At 62.2% G+C, this 19,538-nt stretch carries 20 protein-coding genes and 2 pseudogenes; 11 read left to right on the top strand and 11 right to left on the bottom strand.

Annotated features, from left to right (window positions below):
- From HZZ16_RS17400 to HZZ16_RS17380, 5 genes are all read right to left on the bottom strand, one after another.
- Nucleotides 1-210, bottom strand: a 210-nt coding sequence (locus tag HZZ16_RS17400; protein WP_197949887.1) for a transposase, incomplete at its 3' end; no start/stop codon positions are given.
- 281 nt (nt 211-491) lie between these two features.
- Nucleotides 492-662 carry an RNA polymerase sigma factor region1.1 domain-containing protein gene (locus HZZ16_RS17395; protein WP_197949860.1) on the bottom strand — a complete coding sequence of 57 codons (171 nt, stop codon included), beginning with the start codon at nt 660-662 and terminating at the stop codon, nt 492-494.
- Between the two features lie 893 nt (nt 663-1,555).
- Entirely contained in the window at nt 1,556-1,873 is a 318-nt protein-coding gene (locus tag HZZ16_RS17390) for an SdpI family protein (protein ID WP_197949858.1), read from the bottom strand.
- Between the two features lie 716 nt (nt 1,874-2,589).
- Nucleotides 2,590-5,331, bottom strand: a complete 2,742-nt coding sequence (locus tag HZZ16_RS17385) for an EAL domain-containing protein (protein WP_197949856.1) — start codon at nt 5,329-5,331, stop codon at nt 2,590-2,592.
- Nucleotides 5,332-5,389: 58 nt separating this feature from the next.
- Nucleotides 5,390-6,577, bottom strand: a complete 1,188-nt coding sequence (locus HZZ16_RS17380; RefSeq protein ID WP_197949854.1) for a FecR family protein — start codon at nt 6,575-6,577, stop codon at nt 5,390-5,392.
- A gap of 131 nt (nt 6,578-6,708) precedes the next feature.
- Between HZZ16_RS17380 and HZZ16_RS17375 the strand changes: the two genes are divergently transcribed.
- Nucleotides 6,709-8,505: a ShlB/FhaC/HecB family hemolysin secretion/activation protein gene (locus HZZ16_RS17375; RefSeq protein ID WP_197949852.1), complete on the top strand. Its 1,797-nt coding sequence runs from the start codon at nt 6,709-6,711 to the stop codon at nt 8,503-8,505.
- Between the two features lie 373 nt (nt 8,506-8,878).
- Nucleotides 8,879-9,196, top strand: coding sequence for a c-type cytochrome (locus HZZ16_RS17370; protein ID WP_197949850.1), 318 nt, complete (start codon nt 8,879-8,881; stop codon nt 9,194-9,196).
- A 287-nt stretch (nt 9,197-9,483) separates the two neighbouring features.
- On the opposite strand, the gene HZZ16_RS17365 is transcribed toward HZZ16_RS17370, so the two are convergent.
- Nucleotides 9,484-9,825, bottom strand: a complete 342-nt coding sequence (locus HZZ16_RS17365; RefSeq protein WP_036007681.1) for a phasin — start codon at nt 9,823-9,825, stop codon at nt 9,484-9,486.
- Nucleotides 9,826-9,971: 146 nt separating this feature from the next.
- Nucleotides 9,972-10,157 carry a hypothetical protein gene (locus HZZ16_RS17360; RefSeq protein WP_197949848.1) on the bottom strand — a complete coding sequence of 62 codons (186 nt, stop codon included), beginning with the start codon at nt 10,155-10,157 and terminating at the stop codon, nt 9,972-9,974.
- Between the two features lie 569 nt (nt 10,158-10,726).
- Between HZZ16_RS17360 and HZZ16_RS17355 the strand changes: the two genes are divergently transcribed.
- Entirely contained in the window at nt 10,727-11,083 is a 357-nt protein-coding gene (locus tag HZZ16_RS17355; protein WP_197949885.1) for a hypothetical protein, read from the top strand.
- Between the two features lie 43 nt (nt 11,084-11,126).
- On the opposite strand, the gene HZZ16_RS17350 is transcribed toward HZZ16_RS17355, so the two are convergent.
- Nucleotides 11,127-11,696, bottom strand: a complete 570-nt coding sequence (locus HZZ16_RS17350; protein ID WP_197949846.1) for a hypothetical protein — start codon at nt 11,694-11,696, stop codon at nt 11,127-11,129.
- Between the two features lie 46 nt (nt 11,697-11,742).
- Complete coding sequence (locus tag HZZ16_RS17345; protein ID WP_197949844.1) at nt 11,743-12,279, bottom strand: GcrA family cell cycle regulator; 537 nt, start codon at nt 12,277-12,279, stop codon at nt 11,743-11,745.
- Between the two features lie 156 nt (nt 12,280-12,435).
- Between HZZ16_RS17345 and HZZ16_RS17340 the strand changes: the two genes are divergently transcribed.
- Complete coding sequence (locus HZZ16_RS17340; RefSeq protein WP_197949842.1) at nt 12,436-13,044, top strand: S24 family peptidase; 609 nt, start codon at nt 12,436-12,438, stop codon at nt 13,042-13,044.
- A gap of 102 nt (nt 13,045-13,146) precedes the next feature.
- Nucleotides 13,147-13,422 carry a hypothetical protein gene (locus HZZ16_RS17335; protein ID WP_197949840.1) on the top strand — a complete coding sequence of 92 codons (276 nt, stop codon included), beginning with the start codon at nt 13,147-13,149 and terminating at the stop codon, nt 13,420-13,422.
- 137 nt (nt 13,423-13,559) lie between these two features.
- Here HZZ16_RS17335 and HZZ16_RS17330 read toward each other — a convergent pair whose 3' ends face one another.
- On the bottom strand, nt 13,560-14,534 hold the full coding sequence (locus tag HZZ16_RS17330) for a quinone oxidoreductase family protein (RefSeq protein WP_080136330.1): 975 nt from the start codon (nt 14,532-14,534) through the stop codon (nt 13,560-13,562).
- A 232-nt stretch (nt 14,535-14,766) separates the two neighbouring features.
- On the opposite strand from HZZ16_RS17330, the gene HZZ16_RS17325 reads away from it, so the two are divergent.
- From HZZ16_RS17325 to HZZ16_RS17315, 3 genes are all read left to right on the top strand, one after another.
- Entirely contained in the window at nt 14,767-14,967 is a 201-nt protein-coding gene (locus tag HZZ16_RS17325) for a hypothetical protein (RefSeq protein WP_036007702.1), read from the top strand.
- A gap of 147 nt (nt 14,968-15,114) precedes the next feature.
- Nucleotides 15,115-16,062, top strand: a complete 948-nt coding sequence (locus HZZ16_RS17320) for an AAA family ATPase (RefSeq protein ID WP_197949838.1) — start codon at nt 15,115-15,117, stop codon at nt 16,060-16,062.
- Nucleotides 16,063-16,067: 5 nt separating this feature from the next.
- A complete protein-coding gene (locus tag HZZ16_RS17315) occupies nt 16,068-17,447 on the top strand; it encodes a vWA domain-containing protein (RefSeq protein WP_197949836.1) in 1,380 nt (459 codons plus the stop codon).
- Between the two features lie 19 nt (nt 17,448-17,466).
- Here HZZ16_RS17315 and HZZ16_RS17310 read toward each other — a convergent pair whose 3' ends face one another.
- Nucleotides 17,467-17,643 (bottom strand): hypothetical protein, encoded by a 177-nt coding sequence (locus tag HZZ16_RS17310; RefSeq protein ID WP_197949834.1) that lies wholly within the window; start codon nt 17,641-17,643, stop codon nt 17,467-17,469.
- A 350-nt stretch (nt 17,644-17,993) separates the two neighbouring features.
- Between HZZ16_RS17310 and HZZ16_RS17305 the strand changes: the two genes are divergently transcribed.
- The 3 genes and pseudogenes from HZZ16_RS17305 to HZZ16_RS17295 form a co-directional block, all read left to right on the top strand.
- Nucleotides 17,994-18,215 carry a hypothetical protein gene (locus HZZ16_RS17305; protein WP_197949832.1) on the top strand — a complete coding sequence of 74 codons (222 nt, stop codon included), beginning with the start codon at nt 17,994-17,996 and terminating at the stop codon, nt 18,213-18,215.
- A gap of 135 nt (nt 18,216-18,350) precedes the next feature.
- Nucleotides 18,351-19,363 (top strand): annotated as a pseudogene (locus HZZ16_RS17300) (formamidase).
- 39 nt (nt 19,364-19,402) lie between these two features.
- Nucleotides 19,403-19,537, top strand: a pseudogene (locus tag HZZ16_RS17295) (C4-dicarboxylate transporter DctA); the annotation flags it as partial.
- Between the last annotated feature and the right edge of the window lies 1 nt (nt 19,538).

Below are 19,538 nucleotides of genomic sequence, written 5' to 3'. Positions count from 1 at the left end.
CAGCTGGCGCGCCTGCCGCCGCCAGGTGAACACTTGTTGGGGTGTCAGCCCGTGTCGGCGGGCAACGTCGGAAACGACCGCGCCTGGGACCAGCGTCTCCTCGACAATCCGGACCTTGTCGTCCTTGGAGAACCAACGGCGTCGTCCGGTCTCTGTGATCACCTCCAACCGGCCCGTTGCCACATCCGACTTAAGCGTATGGTCAAGCATAGACACGAGCCGATCCCTTCAAAGAGATCGTGAACCTCGCTTATCCTTCACGCCACGAGAAGGTGGGATCAAAACGACGCTTACTTTCATGCGATCTGCACTGACGCTTTTGATTTTGTCGGTCACAACCTAGGCAGTAATAGATCTAATCGCACGTCAAGCACGCGCTCACGATCAACAGATCATTGTCAGAGACTTACAGGCGGCGGACGCCCGGAATTGACCCATAGCTGACCTCAACGCGCAGCCGAGCGATGTCTGCAAGTGACCCGAAGCGGACCTCAGTCTCCTTCGATCCAAATTCCTGCTTCGCTCAGGGCGTTGAGAATGCGCTCTATGTCTTTGGGATCAAGCACTGCACCCTCACAAAGCTTATTCAGCTCATCGAAAGTAATCCTACCGTCAAGTTTACCCATCTCGATGGCTCGTCTAATGATTTCCGGCAGGTTCATGTTCTCTCCGTTTCAGCAGCCCCTACTGTGGGGGAGAGAGTCGGATTCTCATCCCTCGCGATGGTTTGTGCCCGCCGGATTTGGGAGTAGCCCGGACCTGAATGCCGGATTGCCTAGAGCCGACGCTTGCCCCAAAGCGTACAGGCCGGGTAGTCGCTATAATTTGAACTCTATTCTTCATGCGGGCGAAAGCGTGCTTAGCTATTGTGGTTAGGCAAATAGGGCGCATCATCCCATGCCGAAGTGGCTTGTTGTACTTGTCGCTCTCCTCGTGGCTACGGCCTATATCCCTCAGGTCCGCCACGCGGTGATCAACTGGCTTAAGACGCACCCTGCGCACATTGGACCAGCTCTGACCATCGCCGGAATAGTGGCAGTTGTGTATTTGTTCATCGATCCTACCACCGTCCTATTCTTGGCGGTTGTCGCAGTCGTCTCCGGTCTCGCTGCATTTTTTGACCCAAGAACCTATTCGAGCTGATGAGACCCTCGTACGAACGGCAGCTCGCGGCCTTTGAAGCTGCGTATGGCGAATTGCTTCTCTCGGCTTTGCAAGAGTGCGCCAAGGGAGAATGGGGTCTCTTCGGCTCATATGAACGGGTCGGCTTGCGCAACTCGGCAAGGGAGGAGCTGCTTGAATTGGGCTCAAGAATCGAACGCCTGCGCGACAAGTGCGGTATGGAGCCCTTCGCGCTTCATGCACGGTTCCTGCAGATGGGCACTCGCCTTTCAAACACTCCGGGTGAGCCGAAATTGGCTCAGAGGTGGTTGGACGAGCTGACGTAAGCATTCTCCCGGCTACAATCCTGTGTAGGCTGTCGGATGCAGAGCAGAAGCGGATCACGATGATCCAAGCGGCCGATTTTGACCCAGAGCTGACTTGCGCGAGCTTTTCAGAGGGGCGCTCTCGCCTTCATCAAAACGAACATGTGAGAACCGGCGGCGATCAACGAGAAAATTACTATTCCCAATTCAGCACCGTGCACATGCTGCGGCGCATATGTTGAAGCCGCCCAAATGAAGAGCCGGACCGCAGCCATGAAGGCAATCATCCCCCACATTGCGAGCCATTTTGGGGCGTACCAAGTCGGCTCGCCGTTGGGCCCCCATTGCATGGCAACACGCTCGCGTGCGATACGCGGGCCAAGATACAGGTTCATCCCGACGACCAACGCGATAGCGAATCCAAAGACGTAGTCTGCTGCCACCATGCTTTCCACCTTCTCAAAATCGGCCGAGACTACCCAGAGATGGAGAAGCGCAATCTATTCTTGTTTAGATGGAACCGCTCGCGCCTACTTCCTTATGGTTGCTGGTAGATTGACTGGAGCCGACGACCGCTTCTGGCCCTAAGCCGAAGCTCGCTTGAAGACGTGTCATGTAGGCTCTCAGGGGACGCCAATCCTGATATCGGCCTAGGAAAAAGTCGGAGCGAGCGGAACGTTGCGATGGTGCTTAGGTTGATCGAACAAGAAGCGCTTCGCGGTGCTCATTGAGCACACCGACGGACAAGACCTTCGTCCGTGAGCGTTGAGGCAGGCCGAGCGCGATATGGTTGAAGGGGAACGAAGGCCGGTGAGCAAAGGAGAGGTCGTTGAGCTGAGGCGGGAAGGAAGGGATACTCCCGCCTGGGGTCGTCGGTTCTTCTCGAGAACACGCGCGGCTCTGCGCAACGTTCCGAGCCTCTCATCGAGCCTTGCGGGGTCTGGAGGGGGACATACGTCGCTTTCAGAGGCGCTCGCGCGGCGGTCTCGGCTATCAGCGAAGCAGACATCAGGACGATCCGAGCCAGGATCACTAACTGGCTCTGTCCGGGAGTCAGCCGATACTGGCGCAGTAACCAGACCTCCGGCAGACGAGGGCAGAAGAGCCCGCCAAATTCAGCTTAGACCATCGAGGTCGGAAACAGGCCAGCAAAGCTGCTCGCTCAGGCGGCGCTGACAGTCTGAAGTTCAGCCGCCAGGAACTGCTTCTCGAATGCCTCGGCGGGCATCGGACGGCCGAAGAAATATCCCTGCCCTTCCTCGCATCCCATGCTGACCAGGAAGTCGGCCGTTGCGCGGTTCTCGATGCCTTCAGCGACGACCGTGAGGCCGAGCTGCTTGCTGAGGCCGATGGTCGAGCCGACGATGGCAGCGTCGTCGGAATTCGAAAGAATACCGAAGACGAACGACCGGTCGATCTTGAGGCCGTCGAGCGGAAACTTCTTGAGATAGCTCAGGCTCGCATAACCGGTGCCGAAATCATCGAACAAGATCCGGACGCCGAGATCCTGGATTCGCTTGAACATTTCAAGCACGCGGCGTTCGTCATGCAGCAGGATGTCTTCGGTGACTTCGATCTCGAGCAGCGACGGCGTCAGCCCCGTCTCGTCGAGCAGTGCTGCGACCGAATGGGCGAGATCGCCGGACTGAAGTTGCGAGGGTGAGAGGTTGATCGCGACGCGCACATCGTTGCCGGACAATTCCCAGGCTCGCGCCTGGCGGCAGGCAGTCTCCATCACCCAATTCGCGATCCGCTCCGACAGCGCCGAGGTGTTGACCACCGGCATGAATTCGGCTGGCGAGACGTAGCCGCGCACTGGATGCCGCCAGCGGATGAGCGCTTCGGCTCCGATCAGGTTGCCATCAATCAGCCGGACCTGCGGCTGGTAGAACAGCTCGAATTCGCCGCGATCGGCGGCAAGCGCCAGCTCGCCCTCCAGCGTCAGCCGGTTCTCGAGCTCCTGCCGAATCGCGGCTTCGAACACCACATGGCCGCCGCGCCGCGTCGTCTTCGCGCGGCTCAGCGCCAGATGGCCATTGCTCAGGAGATCGTCGGCCTTTTGCCCGCCTTCGGGATAAACGGCGACGCCGACGCTGATCCTGACGCGGTGCTGCCGGGCGCCAGCTGCAAGCGGGGTTTCGAACGCACGCGCGATCCGCTCGGCGAACGCCGGGACCGGCTCGCCGAGGTCAGCGCAATCGACCGCGATGGCGAACTCGTCGCCGCTCAGCCGGGCCACGATCGCCTTGCCATCGACTTCGCTCCGGAGCCGCTCAGCAACGGCGCGTAGCACGAGATCGCCGGCGGAGTGTCCGAGCATGTTGTTGATCTCCTGGAAGCCGTCGAGCCCGAGCACGAGCAGAGCAACTCCCGAAGATTGCCGCTCCGCCGCGGCGATCTGATCGGTGAGGCCGACGTGCAGCATGTTCCGGTTTGCAAGGCCGGTTAGCGCGTCGTGTTCAGCCAGATACCTGATGCGCTCGGCTTCACGTTTGCGCGCCGAAATGTCGCGCAGGATCGCACCATATTGAAAGCCGTCCGTTCCCTGCCAGCCCGAGAAGCTCGCCTCGACCGGGAAGGTCTCCCCGGTCTTGCGCCGGCCTTCGAACTCGACGACGACGGCGCCGCCCGGCACCAGAAGCGCCTGGCGCGCGGCATCGTGCATGGATGGCCTTGCACCGCCGTCGGCCGGCAAAGCGCATAGCGTTTCGAACGGGCGGCCGATGATCTCGGCCGGCATGTAGCCGAAGATCGCGCTGGCGCCGGGATTCCAGACCGTGATCCGGTGATTCTCGTCGGTGCAGACCAGCCCGTCGCCGAGCGACATCGCGATGCGATGAAAGCGGCTCTCGGCGATGCGTCCGAGCAGGCTGCGGAAGTCGATTTCGTCGAGCGCAATCGCGGTCAGGTAAGCGACGATCGCGATGTGGAACAGCGACGTATCGATGACCAGGGGCCATCTTGCCTGCACAAGGATTGCGGCCAGTTCGACCGCCGCCCCGGTTGCGAGGAGGATTGCGACGCGAAGTCCCGGCGCGGCGCGGCGCCACGAATACATCATTAGCAGCCAGATGGCGCCCAGCCCGAGCACCATGCCGATATCGGAGGTCCAGCGCAGCATCCGGTTCTGAAGGATCGATTCAGCGGCGAGCGCCTGGAGGACCGGCCCCGAGATGATCCTGCCGTTGGGAACACTGAAACGGTCGCCGAGCTCGAGCGCCGTGGCGCCAATGATGACCTTCTTGCCGTTCAGCTTGTCGAGCGTGGCGCGATCGCCACGCAGCACGTCGACATAGGAGACGGTTGGAATTGAAGCCGCACGAATACTGAAATCGACCAGAAAGGGCGGCCGCCGATTGGCGTCCTGTCCCGCCAGCACGACGGCCATCGAAGGCATGAAAGCGTCGCCGAGCTTCTCGCCGAACGGATAGCGGCGAACCAGCCCGTCGGGTTCGATCGCGACGTTGACGACGGCCGGCCACGACTGGTTGCCGAACGGCTTCAGCGGCCGGTTGACGTGGGCCGGGCCGCCCCTCGGTGTCGGCTGCTTGAAGGATGGCAGGATCGTCGAGCCGCCGGCGTCTCGCAATGCCTTGGTGAAGGCCTCGTCGGAGGCGGGGTCCGACGGCGTGCTGAAATCGACATCGAAGGCAACGTCCTGCGCGCCTGCCGCTTCCAGCCTGTGCAGCATTTCGGCATGGAGACGCCGCGGCCAGGGCCACACCCCGATCTGATCGATCGACGGCGCATCGATACCGACCACGACGATATCGCCGGTGGCCGCACGCGTTTGCCACTTGAATCGGAGATCCGTGAGCGCATTGCGAAGCGCAGCGTGCCAGCCCGTGGACAACACCACCGCGAGCGCGATCACGACAAGAATATGCGGCCGATAGCGTTTCACCCGATCCTCCCGCGCACCCGAACCAGCGGGTGCGCCCCTCTTCCCCTACCAGACCGCCTTAATGCCGGTTGCGGCCGTGACCGTTGCCGCCAGGACCGCCGCCGTTCGAACCGCTATTACCGCTGTTGTTCCAGCCGTTGCCGGTGGCGCCGTTGTTGCCGCTATTGTCATTCTTGCCGTTGCCGGAATTGCCGTTGCCGTTGCCGCCGGCGTTTCCGTTATTGGCTGCCGCTGCAGCTATCGCAGCGCCCGGGTTCGACGAGCTGCCGGCGCCAGGCGTTGCGGCAGTCTCGATCGCGCTGTTGGAGGCAATCGTACTGGTCTTGCTGTCGCTCCAGACCGTGTCGCCACTCGCGCCGGCATTGGCGTTGCGTACCTGGCCGGGTGCCACGGCGCCGTGGGCAAGCCCGCGCGTGACCTTGTGGAAGTTCAGCTTGACCTCGCCGAGCGAGCTCGAGATCCGCACGACGCCGGCCTTGGCGACGTGACCAGCAGCCGCCTGATGCGACGGCTTCGGCGCGCCGCTCGTCTTGTTGCCCTTGTCGATCGGACCGAGCGCATGGATGGCAAGGCCATTGGCCGCATGGCGCGGCGCCGACAGGCCCGACTTCGGCACTGGGACACGCTCGATTGTGGGCGCGCGGGGCTTGCCCTGCTCGATCGGATTGAGCGTCCCCGCACCGCTCAGGCTGAGACCGGCTTGGCCGTGTTCGAAGACAGTGGCCGCTTGTCCGGGCATCACTTGCGCAATCTGCCCCGTCTTGAAATCGGAGACTTCGACCTGGCCGCGGAGCACGCCGACCTTGGTGCTACCGGCACCGACCGTGACGCTGAACTGCGTTCCCTTGACCACGGCGGCGAGATAGGGCGTCTCGACCTCGAAATGTTTGACGTTGCGCTTCTCGACCTCGAGCAGGATCGAACCCGCCTGCTGGATGATGGTGGTCGACAGGCCGTCCTTCTTCGCGGCCGGCAGGCCCACCACCGAATTGGGAGAGATCAGGATCGTTTCCTCGCCGCGAACGAGCAGGACGCGGCCGTTGCGACCGGTGCGAATGGTATCGCCAGGTTTCAGCGTTCCTTCGGGCGTCAACGACACCTGTTGGGCGCCGCTCGTTGCCAGCCAGACCTCGCCCGAGGATTTGCTGACGGACCACACACCGTCGTCCGCAGCGAAGGCACTAGAGGCCGTGCCCAGGATCAGCGCCGCCGCCAGGGCGCGCCGCATTCCAACTTTGCCGAACATGATGATCCTCAGCCCGCGTTTACAGCCAAGCCTGAGGGGTATCCGAAATCGCTCAAGATAGGATTATCGGAAAGCGGCCAGCGGCGCGGCCTGATTAACCAATCGTTGACCATAAAAAACTATGAAAAATCATGCGGCTAACGAACCCTTACCGCCCCGTGGCAGATCCTCCGTTGAAGTACGGAGACAAAGTCGCCGCGCGCGGTGAGAAGCGGCATCGCCTTACCGCATTGGTATCGCTGGCAGCAATTTTCGCGGCAATTCCAACGGCATTCGCGCAACAGGCGAACCAGCCGGGTTTCGATCCGCGCCAGCCTGAGAAATATTTTGATAACCAGACCGAGCAGGAATCGCTCGGCCGGCCGCCGGTCTGGTTGCCGAGCGTCGGACAGCCCACGACGGGTGGCGATACCAAGCCGCAATTCGTGCTGCGCGGCGTCAGCGTCAGCGGCGCCCATGCCGTTTCCCCGGATCGCATTGCCGCGGTGTACCGGCCTTATCTCGGCCGGAAGGTCTCGCAGGCGGATCTGGCCACGATCGCAGGCGCCATCAGCGACCTCTACCGCGAAGCCGGCTTTCATCTGAGCCGCGCCATCGTGCCACCGCAGGACATCGCCGGCGGCCGAGTCCAGATTCAGGTCCTGGAAGGCGCCATCGTGCAGGCCGAGCTGAAGGGCGACGGTGCCGAGCAGTTCGGCATAAGGCCGATGCTGGCGCCGGTTCTGACCGAGCAGCCTTCGCGACTGGCAACGCTCGAACGCCAGCTCTTCCTGATCAATGGCAGGCCGGGCGTCCGGATCACCGACACTGCGCTGGAGGAGATCGGCGGTACGACGGGCCGCTTCCGCCTGACCATCTATCTGAAAACCTGGCACGTCTTCTCCTCGTTCGGCCTCGACAATCTCGGATCCTCGTCGGTCGGTCCCTGGCAAACCTACGCCACAGGCGCGTTCAACTCCTATTTCACGCCCGGCGATACATTGGCGGTCAACCTGTCGACCATTGCGAACGATCCCCGCCAGCTCGGCTTTGCACGCCTGTCGTACGATGCGCCCGTTGGCGTCGACGGTGTCCGCCTCGGTGCTTCCGTGCTGTACAGCGCGGTACGGCCGGGCGATATGCGCCGGCTCGAGAGCGACATCACCACGACCGAGGCGTTCGAGCTGCGTGCCAGCGTCGTCCCGTTGCAGTCGCAATCGTCCACGCTCACGCTGACCGCTGCGACGACCTTCAGCAATGTGTCCGAGCATGACCTTTACGGGCCCTGGTACAACGACCACATCAGAACGGCGAGCCTGACCGCCGACTACCGGCTGCTGGATCCTTTTGGCGGTACCAATTTTGCGACTCTGGCTTACCGTCAGGGCTTGGACGTTTTTGGCGCCTCACATTTCGAGGACGATCTGTTGTCGCGCGACGGCGCCTCCTCGAACTTCTCGGTGCTGAATCTCTGGTTCACGCGCTATCAGACACTCAACGATGTCTGGTCGCTCAAGCTTGCTGCGGCGAGCCAGACGGCGTCGCGTCCGCTGTTCACCTCGCAGCAATTCTATCTCGGCGGCGCGGCCTTCGGCCGTGGCTATGGCGCAGCCGAGATCAGCGGCGACAACGGCCTTGCCGGCTCGCTCGAGCTGCGCTTCGACCAGAAGCTGAATTTCCGCTATTGGACAGGCTATCAGCTCTATGCCTTTGGCGACGCCGGCGCGGTCTGGAACCACGGTTATCGCCTGAGCGACGGCCTGTCGCTGACATCGGCCGGAGCCGGTGTGCGCTTCATCCTGCCGGACGACCTCCAGGCCGATTTCGGCGTCGCTGTCCCCCTGAGCTACCGGGCGCCGGACAACGAGCGTCGCAGCCCACGCTTCCTTTTCACGCTGTCGAGTGCATTCCGGCTCTGCCCCGAACGCGGCCGGGCGAGCTGTCTTTAGCCGCCCCGTTCCGGGGCCGGAAGAGGCCAGCAGCGCGCTCGCGCCGGCGGATACGAAGAGCCCAATGATCATGAACCCGGGCGACGATTAGCCGGGACGCTTTGCGGCAGATCAAGGCGGCCCCTACGCGGCACGGTAGAAAACCACATGGCGTCGGAGAGACACGTGTCGCACTATATCGGAAGTCTTGATACGAAAAGCCTTGTTCCGAAGGGCCTACCCGCGGCGAGAGTGCCGGCATTGATCCGGCATCTCTATCGTTTGACTCGCAGGCTGCTGCGCTCGATCGTCGCTCGCATCGATCTTTCGCAGTTTCCAGGATCCTGCTGCGGATGAGCGCGGCAGCCGCAAGTGAATGCAGAAAGATTGCCCTATGCTCCGGCATGTGAGACGGATTTTTCTGCTGCTTGGCCTCCTCTCTGGCTTCGGCTCGTCGTCCGCTCTCGGCGCTGATGCCGATCACGGCGCCGAACTCGCCAGGCGCTGGTGCGCGAGCTGCCACGTTGTGGCGAACGGACAGGCCCAGGCGAGCGCCGACGTCCCTTCCTTTGCGTCCGTCGCGCGCAGGCCGGATTTCAGTGCGGAAAGGCTCGCATTCTTCCTGCTCGATCCGCACCCGAAGATGCCGAATTTTCCCCTGAGCCGAACCGAAGCCGGCGATATCTCGGCCTACATCGCATCGCTGCGTTAGATGCCTGATCGGCCGCCGAAGGCCGCGCTCGCGCAAACCGTTCAGCGCTTTTCCGAAGGTCATGCTTCAGCAATAGTCTGAGCTTCATCCCGGATAGTCACGCCGGGCAGCACGAAGGCTGCAAATGCAAATCCCTGCCGGTGGACCGGCAGGGATCAGCAGAAAGGATGACGGACGGCGAATGAGGTCATTCGGTGGCCCATCATGGACCTGCACCGGTATCGAAGCGCGGATCTTCAGGTCAGACAAGATCAATTTGTGGGCACGTTGTACACACACACCGAAAGTCAGGACTTGCCCTTGCCGGGTTGCATGAGACTGCCGGTCATCTGACGCATGTGATCTCCGGCGCTGGTGAACTGACTGCGCAGGAAATCGGATTGGATACGCATCGCCTCTTGGAGGTCGGTCGCGTGTACCAGCTTGCGCGCATGCTCGAAGGCCGACTTCATGTTCTGCTCCGTGAAAGCCAGCGCCTGCTTCGACACCTCCGTCCCCGCGCCCGGAACGGACGACATCGATTTGGTCGCCGCTTCAAAGAACATGCCGAAGGCCTTTTCCGCCTGGTCGATGGTCTTCTCGGCCAAGTCACGCAGTTCGGCCGGAACTTCGATTTTCGGTTCGATCATGGTCTCGCTCCTCCCTTTTTCCGTCTGAATACCACATTTGCCCGACCGCCATCCAGCCGCCAACCCTCCGGCGAACGATGCCACGGAGCCCTGCTCTGGCGGGAAAAGGGGCGGGAAACGGCCTGGGACCGGCGCGCAGCCGGGCTCTAAGATAAGGGGTGCTCGGGAAGAGCTTCTTCGGTGGCGAGATCTTCGACCAGCTTGATCACCTCGAAACGCTGTCGCGGCGCGAGCTTCAGGAAGGCGCGGAGCAGGCGCAGACTTTCCATAGTGCTGCCTGCAGGCACACCGAGCTTGAGATGCAGCTCAGCCGCGAAATTGAGGTTTTTCATCTCGCACCTATGACAAGCATCGGTCGTGATCCGCTCGAAAACCGAACGCCGCAACAGAACCATGGCGGCGAACGTTCGGCCGAACGGACCCGCCGGGTTGCAGGCTGAACCGCGTCCAGACGACGGCCTCCATTTTGGTTGCAACTATGCCAAGCAACAACCGATCCGGCAAGCCCAACCGTGGGTGTAGCGATGCTTGGTCTGCATCGCGCCACGGCGTTTCCGGATAACAGGAATATCGATCGCCGTCACCCACCTGCGTCAAGAAGCGGCAACAATCACGCACACAGCCCCTCTTGCTATCAATCGACACGGAGTTTCGTCGTGTTGCCGATGTGAATGCACTTAGCGCGCACGAATTGGCGATTCTTCGGCAAGATACACGCATTTGTTGAGTTCGGTCCCGGCGGTTGCATTAAGCCCGTGAAAATCGATCTCGCGGCCGGTTCACCGTGAACCGCCGTCCACGCGCGCGCGACCAAGCCGTTGCGGCACGGCCACGCAGACACGGGCGCCATGGCTGAAAACTCTTCGATTTGGGCGCGCCTCAGCACCAAAAGGACGACGGCATGCTTTCTCGCTGCGATCTCATCAAGGGCGCCGCAATCGCTCTTCTCACCCTCTCGACACAAGGCGCGTGGGCGCAGGAAACCAAGATGAACCTGTTCAAGATCGTGACTATCAAGGACGAAATCGTCGTCGGACTGTCGGCGCAGGAGCTTCACGCGCTCGGCGGCAACGATGCGAGCGCCGTTGCACATGCGCTGGCACAGAAAGGCGATCTCACCGTCTGGCAATACAACGTGCATCGCGGCCCCAACGGCGAATTACAGCAGGCACCGACAGCCAAGATCGGGCTGCTGGCCCATGCCTCGCTGCGCGTCGAGCCCTACACCACGCCCTACCAGATTGTCCCTCACCCCTAAGCAATGGGCGGGACGCCGGCGGCCGAACCGCCGGCGCCCGCAATCATCCACGCCGGTCCCCGCGTGCCGTCTCCGTCGCGAAGCCGTAGATCAGCGCCAGCCGGTCCAAACATTCGCGAAAACGCCGCGCGAAATAATCGTTCCAGCGTTGCGTGCGGACGGCACGACGCTGCCCAACCTGATCCATAGTCAGACCCAGCACCAGCACGTCGTGCACCAGCGCGGCGCCGTCGGTGCCGAGCTCTCGTTCGACCCGATTGAGCCGTAGCACCGCCTGGCGCTGGCTCTCGGTGACAGGCTCGCGCGTGCCCGTCCTATCGACATATTCGCGCGTCGTATCCACCGCCTGAGGGCCCCGCTCCGCCCGCTCCCAATCGTTCTGGAAGGCGCGCCCGCCGCGGTATTGCGCCTCGTCGATCTGGTGGTGCGCGTGCAGCCGGCCAAGCGGATCACCGCGGATTGACCGGATGGCCAGGATCTTCTCGCCGGAATCGAGCCCGAGCGGATTGTCGACCTCCACCTCCGCGATCTCGGCGTTGAACGGCACCTCCCGCGACCGCCGGTCGTAGATCTGCGCCAATTTGTAGGACTTGTTGCGTCGGGCACGAGCCACTCGGATATTCCTTGCAAGACTGAGAGTTGAACGGAGGGCGGCACCGTCAGAGCGCCGAGACCAGCTTCAGCACGACCGGGCCTGCGGCACGGGCCGCCGATGCAGCCTCGGAACGGCGGGTCAGGCGGCCATGCGGCGCGCAATAGCTTGAGCCCGGCTGGCGCGGGTGGCCGCAGAAGGTGATCTCCTCACCGTCCTTGTCGCCGCCATAGGGATAGCGGCAGTCGGCCGGCTCGAGGTCGACCAATTGGATCAGGCGCGGCTGGATGCCGACACAGCGCAACTTCACCCGCGGCACAGGCTTCATGGCGGACTTCGGCGGCAGATTGAGGCTGGGCCACGCCACCCGACGCGGCGAAAGCAGGCTCGGTTCACCCGGCAAGGGCGGCGCGAGCGCCGGGCTCGTCATCCATTGCGGCACGATGAGCCCGAGCCGCTTGGCGCGTCCGATCACCGCGCTGCGCGTATAAGCCGTTCCAAACCTTGCGTTTAATTGTCTTCCGATCTCCGCATAAGACATGCCTTTGTGAAAATAGTCGCGAAGCGCGTCGGAGTGCTCCGACGGCCAATGGCCCGGTTCCATGCTGCTGTCCTGTGATGCGCCTCCACCCGGAAGGCGAGACGCACATTCCGTTATTCCGAATACAGAGTCAAGGTCGTATTTCTGATATTCATAATTGCATCAATTCCGAATTTCGGATTACAAGAGGCGAAACGGTGCGCAATCGAGGGAATCACCATGTTGGACGTAGCAATGATCGAGCGGGGCCTGGAGAAGACGGGCAAGAGCAAGGGCGGCCTGGCTGCGGCCATGGGCGTGCGACCCGGCGCGGTCTCGGAGATTCTCGGCGGCGAGCGCCTGGTGAAGGCCTCGGAGATCATTCCGATCATGGAATATCTCGAGCTCAATCTCGCGCCGATCATGGGCCGCGTCGGAGCCGGCGCGGTGATCGAGCCGGATTACGAGCAGGTTCCGCCGGAAGGTCTCGGCGACGTCACATTGCCCTTCCCGATCATGGAAGAGACGATCGCATTCGAGATCGTAGGCGATTCGATGCTGCCCAAGTACGAAAGCGGTGACGTCATCGTCGTCTACAAGGACCAGCGCCACCCGCTGTCGAGCTTCTACGGCGAAGAGGCAGTGGTCCGCCTCAAGACCGGCGAGCGCTATCTGAAGACCATCGAGCGAGGCAAATCCCCCTCCGTGGTCAACCTTACGAGCTTCAATGCCAAGCCGATCGTCGGCGTCAAGCTCGACTGGGTCGGGGAGATCTGCCTGTCCATGCCCAAGGGACAGCTTGAGCGGCTGCGCGCGAAGTCGGCGCGGCCGCGCAGAAAGGGCAAATGAGAGGGCCGCCGTTTCTGATTAATAGAAATCGCACTTGACATAATTCCGATTTTCGGAAATGATCTGCTGCATCCCGACCACAGGGCGCGGCAGGATCGTTTTATGCAATACTTTGTCGTGATGATCGATTATGGACGGCGCGGCCGCGAGGCGGTCGTCGATCCCGAAATCACCCGGCGCGAGGTCATTTCCCGCCTTGCCTCGGGTGAGTATCGGAACGTCTCGTTCATCCATGAGATTGTGGAGAACTCGGTCGAGGATGTCACCGAGGCCATCCTGGCCGAGGCGGCTCTCCCACAGATCGAGCCCGAGGACGTCGATCTCCAGGCAATCCGCCTCGATCACATCCGGGATTTGCGCAAGCACGAGAGGACGTGACGCAGGCCAAGAGCATGATCCGGAAAAGTGTGCCGCGCTTTTCCGAAAAGATCATGCTCGATCAATAGCCTAAAGCGCGATGACGATTCATCCTAATTGCATCGCGCTTTAGAGCCCGCGCCACCGCCCGTAGGGCATTACACCAGGAGAACGGTCGATCCCGTCGTCTTGCGTGCCGCAAGATCGGCGTGCGCCTTGGCGGCGTCCTTCAGCGGATAGGTCTGATGCACCTCGATCTTGACCGCGCCGGACTTGACGACGTCGAACAGCTCGCCCGCCATCGCCACCAGATTTTCGCGCTTGGCCGCGTAGGTGAACAGCGTCGGACGCGTGACGTAGAGGGAGCCCTTCTGGGCGAGCAGGCCGAGATTGAGCGGCTCCACCGCGCCGGAGGACTGGCCGAACAGCGCGGCGACGCCGAGCGGGGCAAGACAATCCAGCGATTTCAGGAACGTGTCCTTGCCGACGGAATCATACACCACCGGCACCTTCTTGCCGCCGGTGATCTCGTCGACCCGCTTCACGAAATCTTCCCGGGTATAGATGATGACATGGTCGCAGCCATGCGCCTTGGCGAGCTTCGCCTTCTCGTCGTTGCTGACGGTGCCGATCACGGTCGCGCCGAGATGCTTGGCCCACTGGCTCAAGATCAGGCCGACACCGCCGGCCGCGGCATGCAGCAGGATAGTATCGCCGGCCTTCACCCGATAGGTCTGGCGGATCAGATATTGCGTGGTGAGCCCCTTGAGCATCATCGCCGCCGCCGTCTTGTCGTCGACGCCGTCGGGCAATTTCAACAGCCGGTCGGCGGGGATCAGCCGCGCCTCCGAATAGGCCCCCAGCGGCGAGGCGCCATAGGCGACGCGATCGCCCGGCTTCAGATCGGTGACGCCGGGGCCGACCTCCTCGACAACGCCGGCCGCCTCGCTGCCGAGCCCGCTCGGCAGTTGCGCCGGATAAAGACCGGAACGGTTATAGATGTCGACGAAATTGAGGCCGACCGCGGTGTGGCGGATGCGCGCCTCGCCGGGCCCAGGTTTGCCGACGCTGACCTCCTCCCAGACCAGGACTTCCGGACCGCCGGTTTTGTGAAAGCGAATGGCATGCGTCATGGGCGTGCTCCCTTATCGTTGAGATGAAAGTCCGAATACCGGATCGGCCTGTGAAATAGGCATTTGGTCGGCCCCTTACAGTACAGAGCCGTAACAAGCGTAACAAGAATGTCACAGCGAACCACAAACACCCGCCGTTCCGCCTCCGTTCGAAAGAGTTGATGAGGGCCCCGCGGCAACCGGCAGTAGCCTTTGCGCGGGGTTTAATGGTCGCCTGCGAAGGAGAGCCGAGATGCCAGCTTACGTTCAGCATCATCAGGACGTCGAAATCGCGCCAGTGAATTGCCCCACCTGTATGGGGTTCCTGCCGATGTATGTGCGCGAGGTCGAGCCGCATTGGAGCCTTGCCAAGATCGACTTCGTCTATGAATGCGCCGATTGCGGCGCCGAGCTGAGGCAGACGATCCGCAAGCCGGAGCTGCTGCGGCACTGACCGCGCCGACGGCGAACCGCTCAACTATTTGCGTTTAGCGGAAAAAACGCCGTTCACGCGGGTCTGATGTCTCCCAAACGTGGCTTGTTCTTTGCCGGGAACGCAGGCAGAACAAGCCTCAAGCAAGACCTTTGGGAGCGCCCTTTCGTGGCTGATCAGAAGGCCTCGACCTCGATCGAGGCAGTGGAGAGCGGCCTCGCCGCGCAAGGCTATATCGCGAGTCGGCAGATCGCGACGGCCGTCTATTTGTCGCAGCAGATCGAGAAGCCGATCCTGGTCGAGGGCCCCGCGGGCGTCGGCAAGACCGAGCTCGCCAAGGCGATCGCGGCCTGGCGCGGCAAGAAGATGATCCGCCTGCAATGCTATGAGGGCCTCGACGAGGCCAAGGCGCTCTATGAGTGGAAATACGCCAAGCAGCTTCTCTACACGCAGATCCTCAAGGACAAGCTCGGCGAGGTTCTCGGCGGCGCGCAGACGCTGCATGCCGCACTCGACCAGCTTCACGATTTCGGCGACGTGTTCTTCGCCAAGGAATTCGTCGAGCCGCGGCCGCTGCTCCAGGCGCTTGAGCAGCCGGGCGGTTGCGTGCTCTTGATCGACGAGATCGACAAGTCGGACGCCGAATTCGAATCGCTGCTGCTGGAAATCCTCTCCGATTTCCAGGTCACGATCCCCGAGCTCGGAACCGTCTCGGCGATCACGCCGCCGACGGTGATCCTCACCTCCAACAGCGAACGCGACCTCGGCGATGCCCTGAAGCGACGCTGCCTGCACCTGCATATCGGCTTCCCCGAGCAGCGACTCGAGGAGCGCATCGTCGAAAGCCGCGTGCCCGGCATCTCGCAGACGCTGCGCCGGCAGATGGTCGGCTTCATCCACGAGATCCGCTCGCTGGATCTGAAGAAGCTGCCGTCGGTCAGCGAGACCATCGACTGGGCGCGCGTGCTGGTGCTGCTCCAGGCCTCCGAACTCGATACTGAGATCGTCAAGGACACGCTCAACGTGCTCCTGAAATACGAAGCCGACATCGAGGCCGCGACGCCGCAAGTGACGACCTTCATTGCCAAGGCGGCCCGGTCCAACGTCTTCGGTTGACGCCGATGCGCGAAAATCTCCATCGCTTCTTTCGGGCGGCGCGCGGCGCCGGGGTTCGCGTCTCGCCGGCCGAAAGCATCGATGCGATGCGCGCCGTCGCGCAGGTCGGCATCTCCGACCGCGCCGTGCTGCGCGATGCGCTGCTGCTGACGCTCGCTAAGTCGCAAGACGAGAAGCTCGCGCTCGGCGACTGCTTTGATCTGTTCTTCAGCCAGCCGGAACCGCGACAGGATCAGCCTGAGGCTGCCGCGGAAGACGATGCTGCGCAAGGTGAGGATCAGCCGCCCTCCTCCGGCTCGGCGAGCGAGGCGGGTGAAGGTCAGCCTCCCCAGGGCCTGGGTCCCTTGGCGCAGATGCTGTTGTCGCAAGATCGCAACGCGATCGCTGCCGCGATTGCCAGCGCCTCCGGCGCGGCCTCCCTGTCGGACATCCGCTACTCCACCCAGCGCGGCATATTCTCCAGCCGCATCCTCGACGCCATGGGCCTCCAGCGCCTGCGCGACGATCTCGATCAGCTGACCGCGACCAACCCGTCGCTGGCCGAGCGCCTGCGCGCCGCGCTCGATGCCTTGCGCGAAACCGTGCGCGATACGGTCTCGCAAGGGCTTGCACTTTATGCCCGCGAGGAGGCCGAAAACCTCCGCAACGAGATCCTGCGCAACGCGCCGCTTGCCCGCATCGAGCGGCGCCAGGTCGCCGAGATGCGTGCTCTCATCCGCCAGATCGCACGCCGGCTGCGCGAGCGCTATTCCAAGCCACGCAAGCGCCAGCGCCGCGGCCATCTCGACGTTCGCCGCACGCTCCGCCGCAACGCGGCCTGGGGCGGCGTGCCCTTCCTCACGGCATGGAAGCGCAAGCATCGCGACCGGCCGAAGATCGTCGCGCTCTGCGACGTCTCGGGCTCCGTTGCGCAAGTCTCCGACTTCTTTCTGCTGCTGATCCACTCGCTGCACGAGGTGGTCGACGATGTCCGCTCCTTCGCCTTCTCTTCGCACCTGATCGAGGTCAGCGAGGTCCTGGAGACGAAGTCGCCGGAGGAGGCGATGTCCGAGATCATGTCCAAGGTCGGCTTCGGCTCCTCGGATTACGGCTCCTCGCTGGTCGATTTCGAGAAGGAGTTCATGAGCACGCTGACGCCGCAGACCACGGTGATCGTGCTCGGCGATGCCCGCAGCAACAATCTCGACCCACGCGCCGACATTTTGCGCCGGATCTCCGAGCGCTCGAAGCGGCTGGTCTGGCTCAATCCCGAGGGGCGGCTCGCCTGGGGCTTTGGCGATTCCGAGATGCCCCGCTACGCAACTTTCTGCAGCGTCGTTCGCCAATGCGCCACCGCGCAACAGCTCGAACGCGCTGTTTCCGACATCGTGGCGACTTATCAATAAGCAATAACAGCCGCCTCCGTCAGGCGGCGTTCAGCTCCGCCTGATTGCACTCTCGAAAGTGATGCGCGATTTCGTCGAGCGCACGCTGCTCCCATTCTTCTGCCTGCGCCAGCCAGAACAGCCGACGCTTCGAATCGAGCGCCGCGCGCTCTCGGCAAAGGAATTCCTGACTGCGAATTTCAACCAGCCTGTTCATGCACTCCACTCCTGCCATGTGAAGCCATTCCCCGCAGGCAAGGTAACAGAGTCCTCAACCTCCCGCCTCATCATTTCTGCGCATATCGCGACGCCGAATAGGACAGTAGTGCTTGCCGTGCACTGCGGCAGTTCGCATCGCAACATCAAGTGCGGATCATCAATTAGTGATCGGAGATCGTGACGGTATTCGTGCGCAAACGATCTTAACTCTTGTGGCGCAACGAAGTGCCGCAATTTGTGAAGAGATGTTCTAGACAGCTGACCGGATTCCCGACTCATTATCGTCGCATGGTCTTCACGCGGCGCCGCTAACAGAGGCATCCGAACCGGACGATCGCCTGAGGCAACATGAGCAACGATTTCGACTTCGATCTTTCAACCGACCAGTGGGAAGCGCTAAAGGCGCTTCGCAACCCGGTGTCGAACAATCGCCTCGCGAAGGCTTATCTCGTCGAAAGCCTCGTCAAGCTCGGCCTCGTTGTCATGAATGACGGCGTGCCTGCGATAACATCCACAGGACGCAAGGTGCTGGTGCGCGGCTCATGCCGATTGCTGGATCTCGTGGCGTGACGAGATCGCCCGCAGCCCTGTAACTGCGCCATCGCCTGAAAAATAGTCTTTAGCTCTTCATCGAAATCGGATTTGCTTCTTGCGACAGGATCCGGCGCGCAACGACGCTACGCCAGACAGGCAAGGGAGCTGGTCATGAACGGGCTTGGCGGGCTGAACAAATCCCCCAACGGGGTGGTTGTCGGACTTGTGCAACTGCAACTGCCTAACGTGGTGAGCCCGGCGATCTCGCTAGCCAGACCGAGCGCATCGTCTGGATGGTCGGCAAGGCCCGCCGCAATCTCTCCACCATGGATCTGGTGGTCTTCCCCGAATACTCGCTGCACGGCCTCTCGATGGACACCAATCCGGAGATCATGTGTCGGCTTGACGGACCGGAGGTTGCGGCCTTCAAGCAGGCCTGTGTCGACAACAAGATCTGGGGCTGCTTCTCCATCATGGAGTTCAACCCGCATGGCAATCCCTACAACTCGGGCCTGATCATCGACGATCACGGCGAGATCAAGCTCTACTACCGCAAACTTCATCCCTGGATTCCGGTCGAGCCGTGGGAGCCCGGCGACATCGGCATTCCCGTGATCGAGGGTCCGAAGGGCGTGAAGGTCGCGCTGATCATCTGTCATGACGGCATGTTCCCGGAGATGGCACGGGAATGCGCCTACAAAGGCGCGGAGATCATGATCCGCACCGCCGGCTACACCGCGCCGATCCGCGAAGCCTGGCGCTTCACCAACCAGGCCAATTCGTTTCAGAATCTGATGATCACCGCAAATGTCTGCATGTGCGGCTCGGACGGCTCGTTCGATTCCATGGGCGAAGGCATGATCATCAATTTCGACGGCACCGTACTGGCGCATGGTACGACCGGCCGTGCCGACGAGATCATCACCGCAGAGGTCCGGCCGGATCTCGTGCGCGAAGCCCGCATCAACTGGGGCGTCGAAAACAACATCTACCAGCTCTGGCACCGCGGCTATGTCGCGGTGAAGGGAGGCGCGATGGACTGCCCCTACACCTTCATGCAAGACATGGTCGCCGGCACCTTCCGACTGCCGTGGGAAAACCAGGTCAAAGTAACCGACGGCACCTCGTGCGGCTTCCCGGCCCCGACGCGGATGTTCGGCAAGACGGCGAAGGCGGCGGAATAACCCAGTTTCTCGGGCGAAACCGCGACAATTGGCACCGGAGCCCGCGCGCTCGGCAACCTCGTCGGCAATTGCGTCGCAACCATCGTGGTCGCGGCCTGGGAAGGCGATCTCGACCGCGCCAAGGCGGCCAAGGTGCTGGAGGGCGGCGAGGTGGTCGACGTGACGGCGGGATAGC

This window comes from Bradyrhizobium glycinis (assembly GCF_016031655.1).
Classification (GTDB): Bacteria; Pseudomonadota; Alphaproteobacteria; order Rhizobiales; family Xanthobacteraceae; genus Bradyrhizobium; species Bradyrhizobium glycinis.
This window is presented reverse-complemented; position numbering and strand designations above follow the sequence as displayed.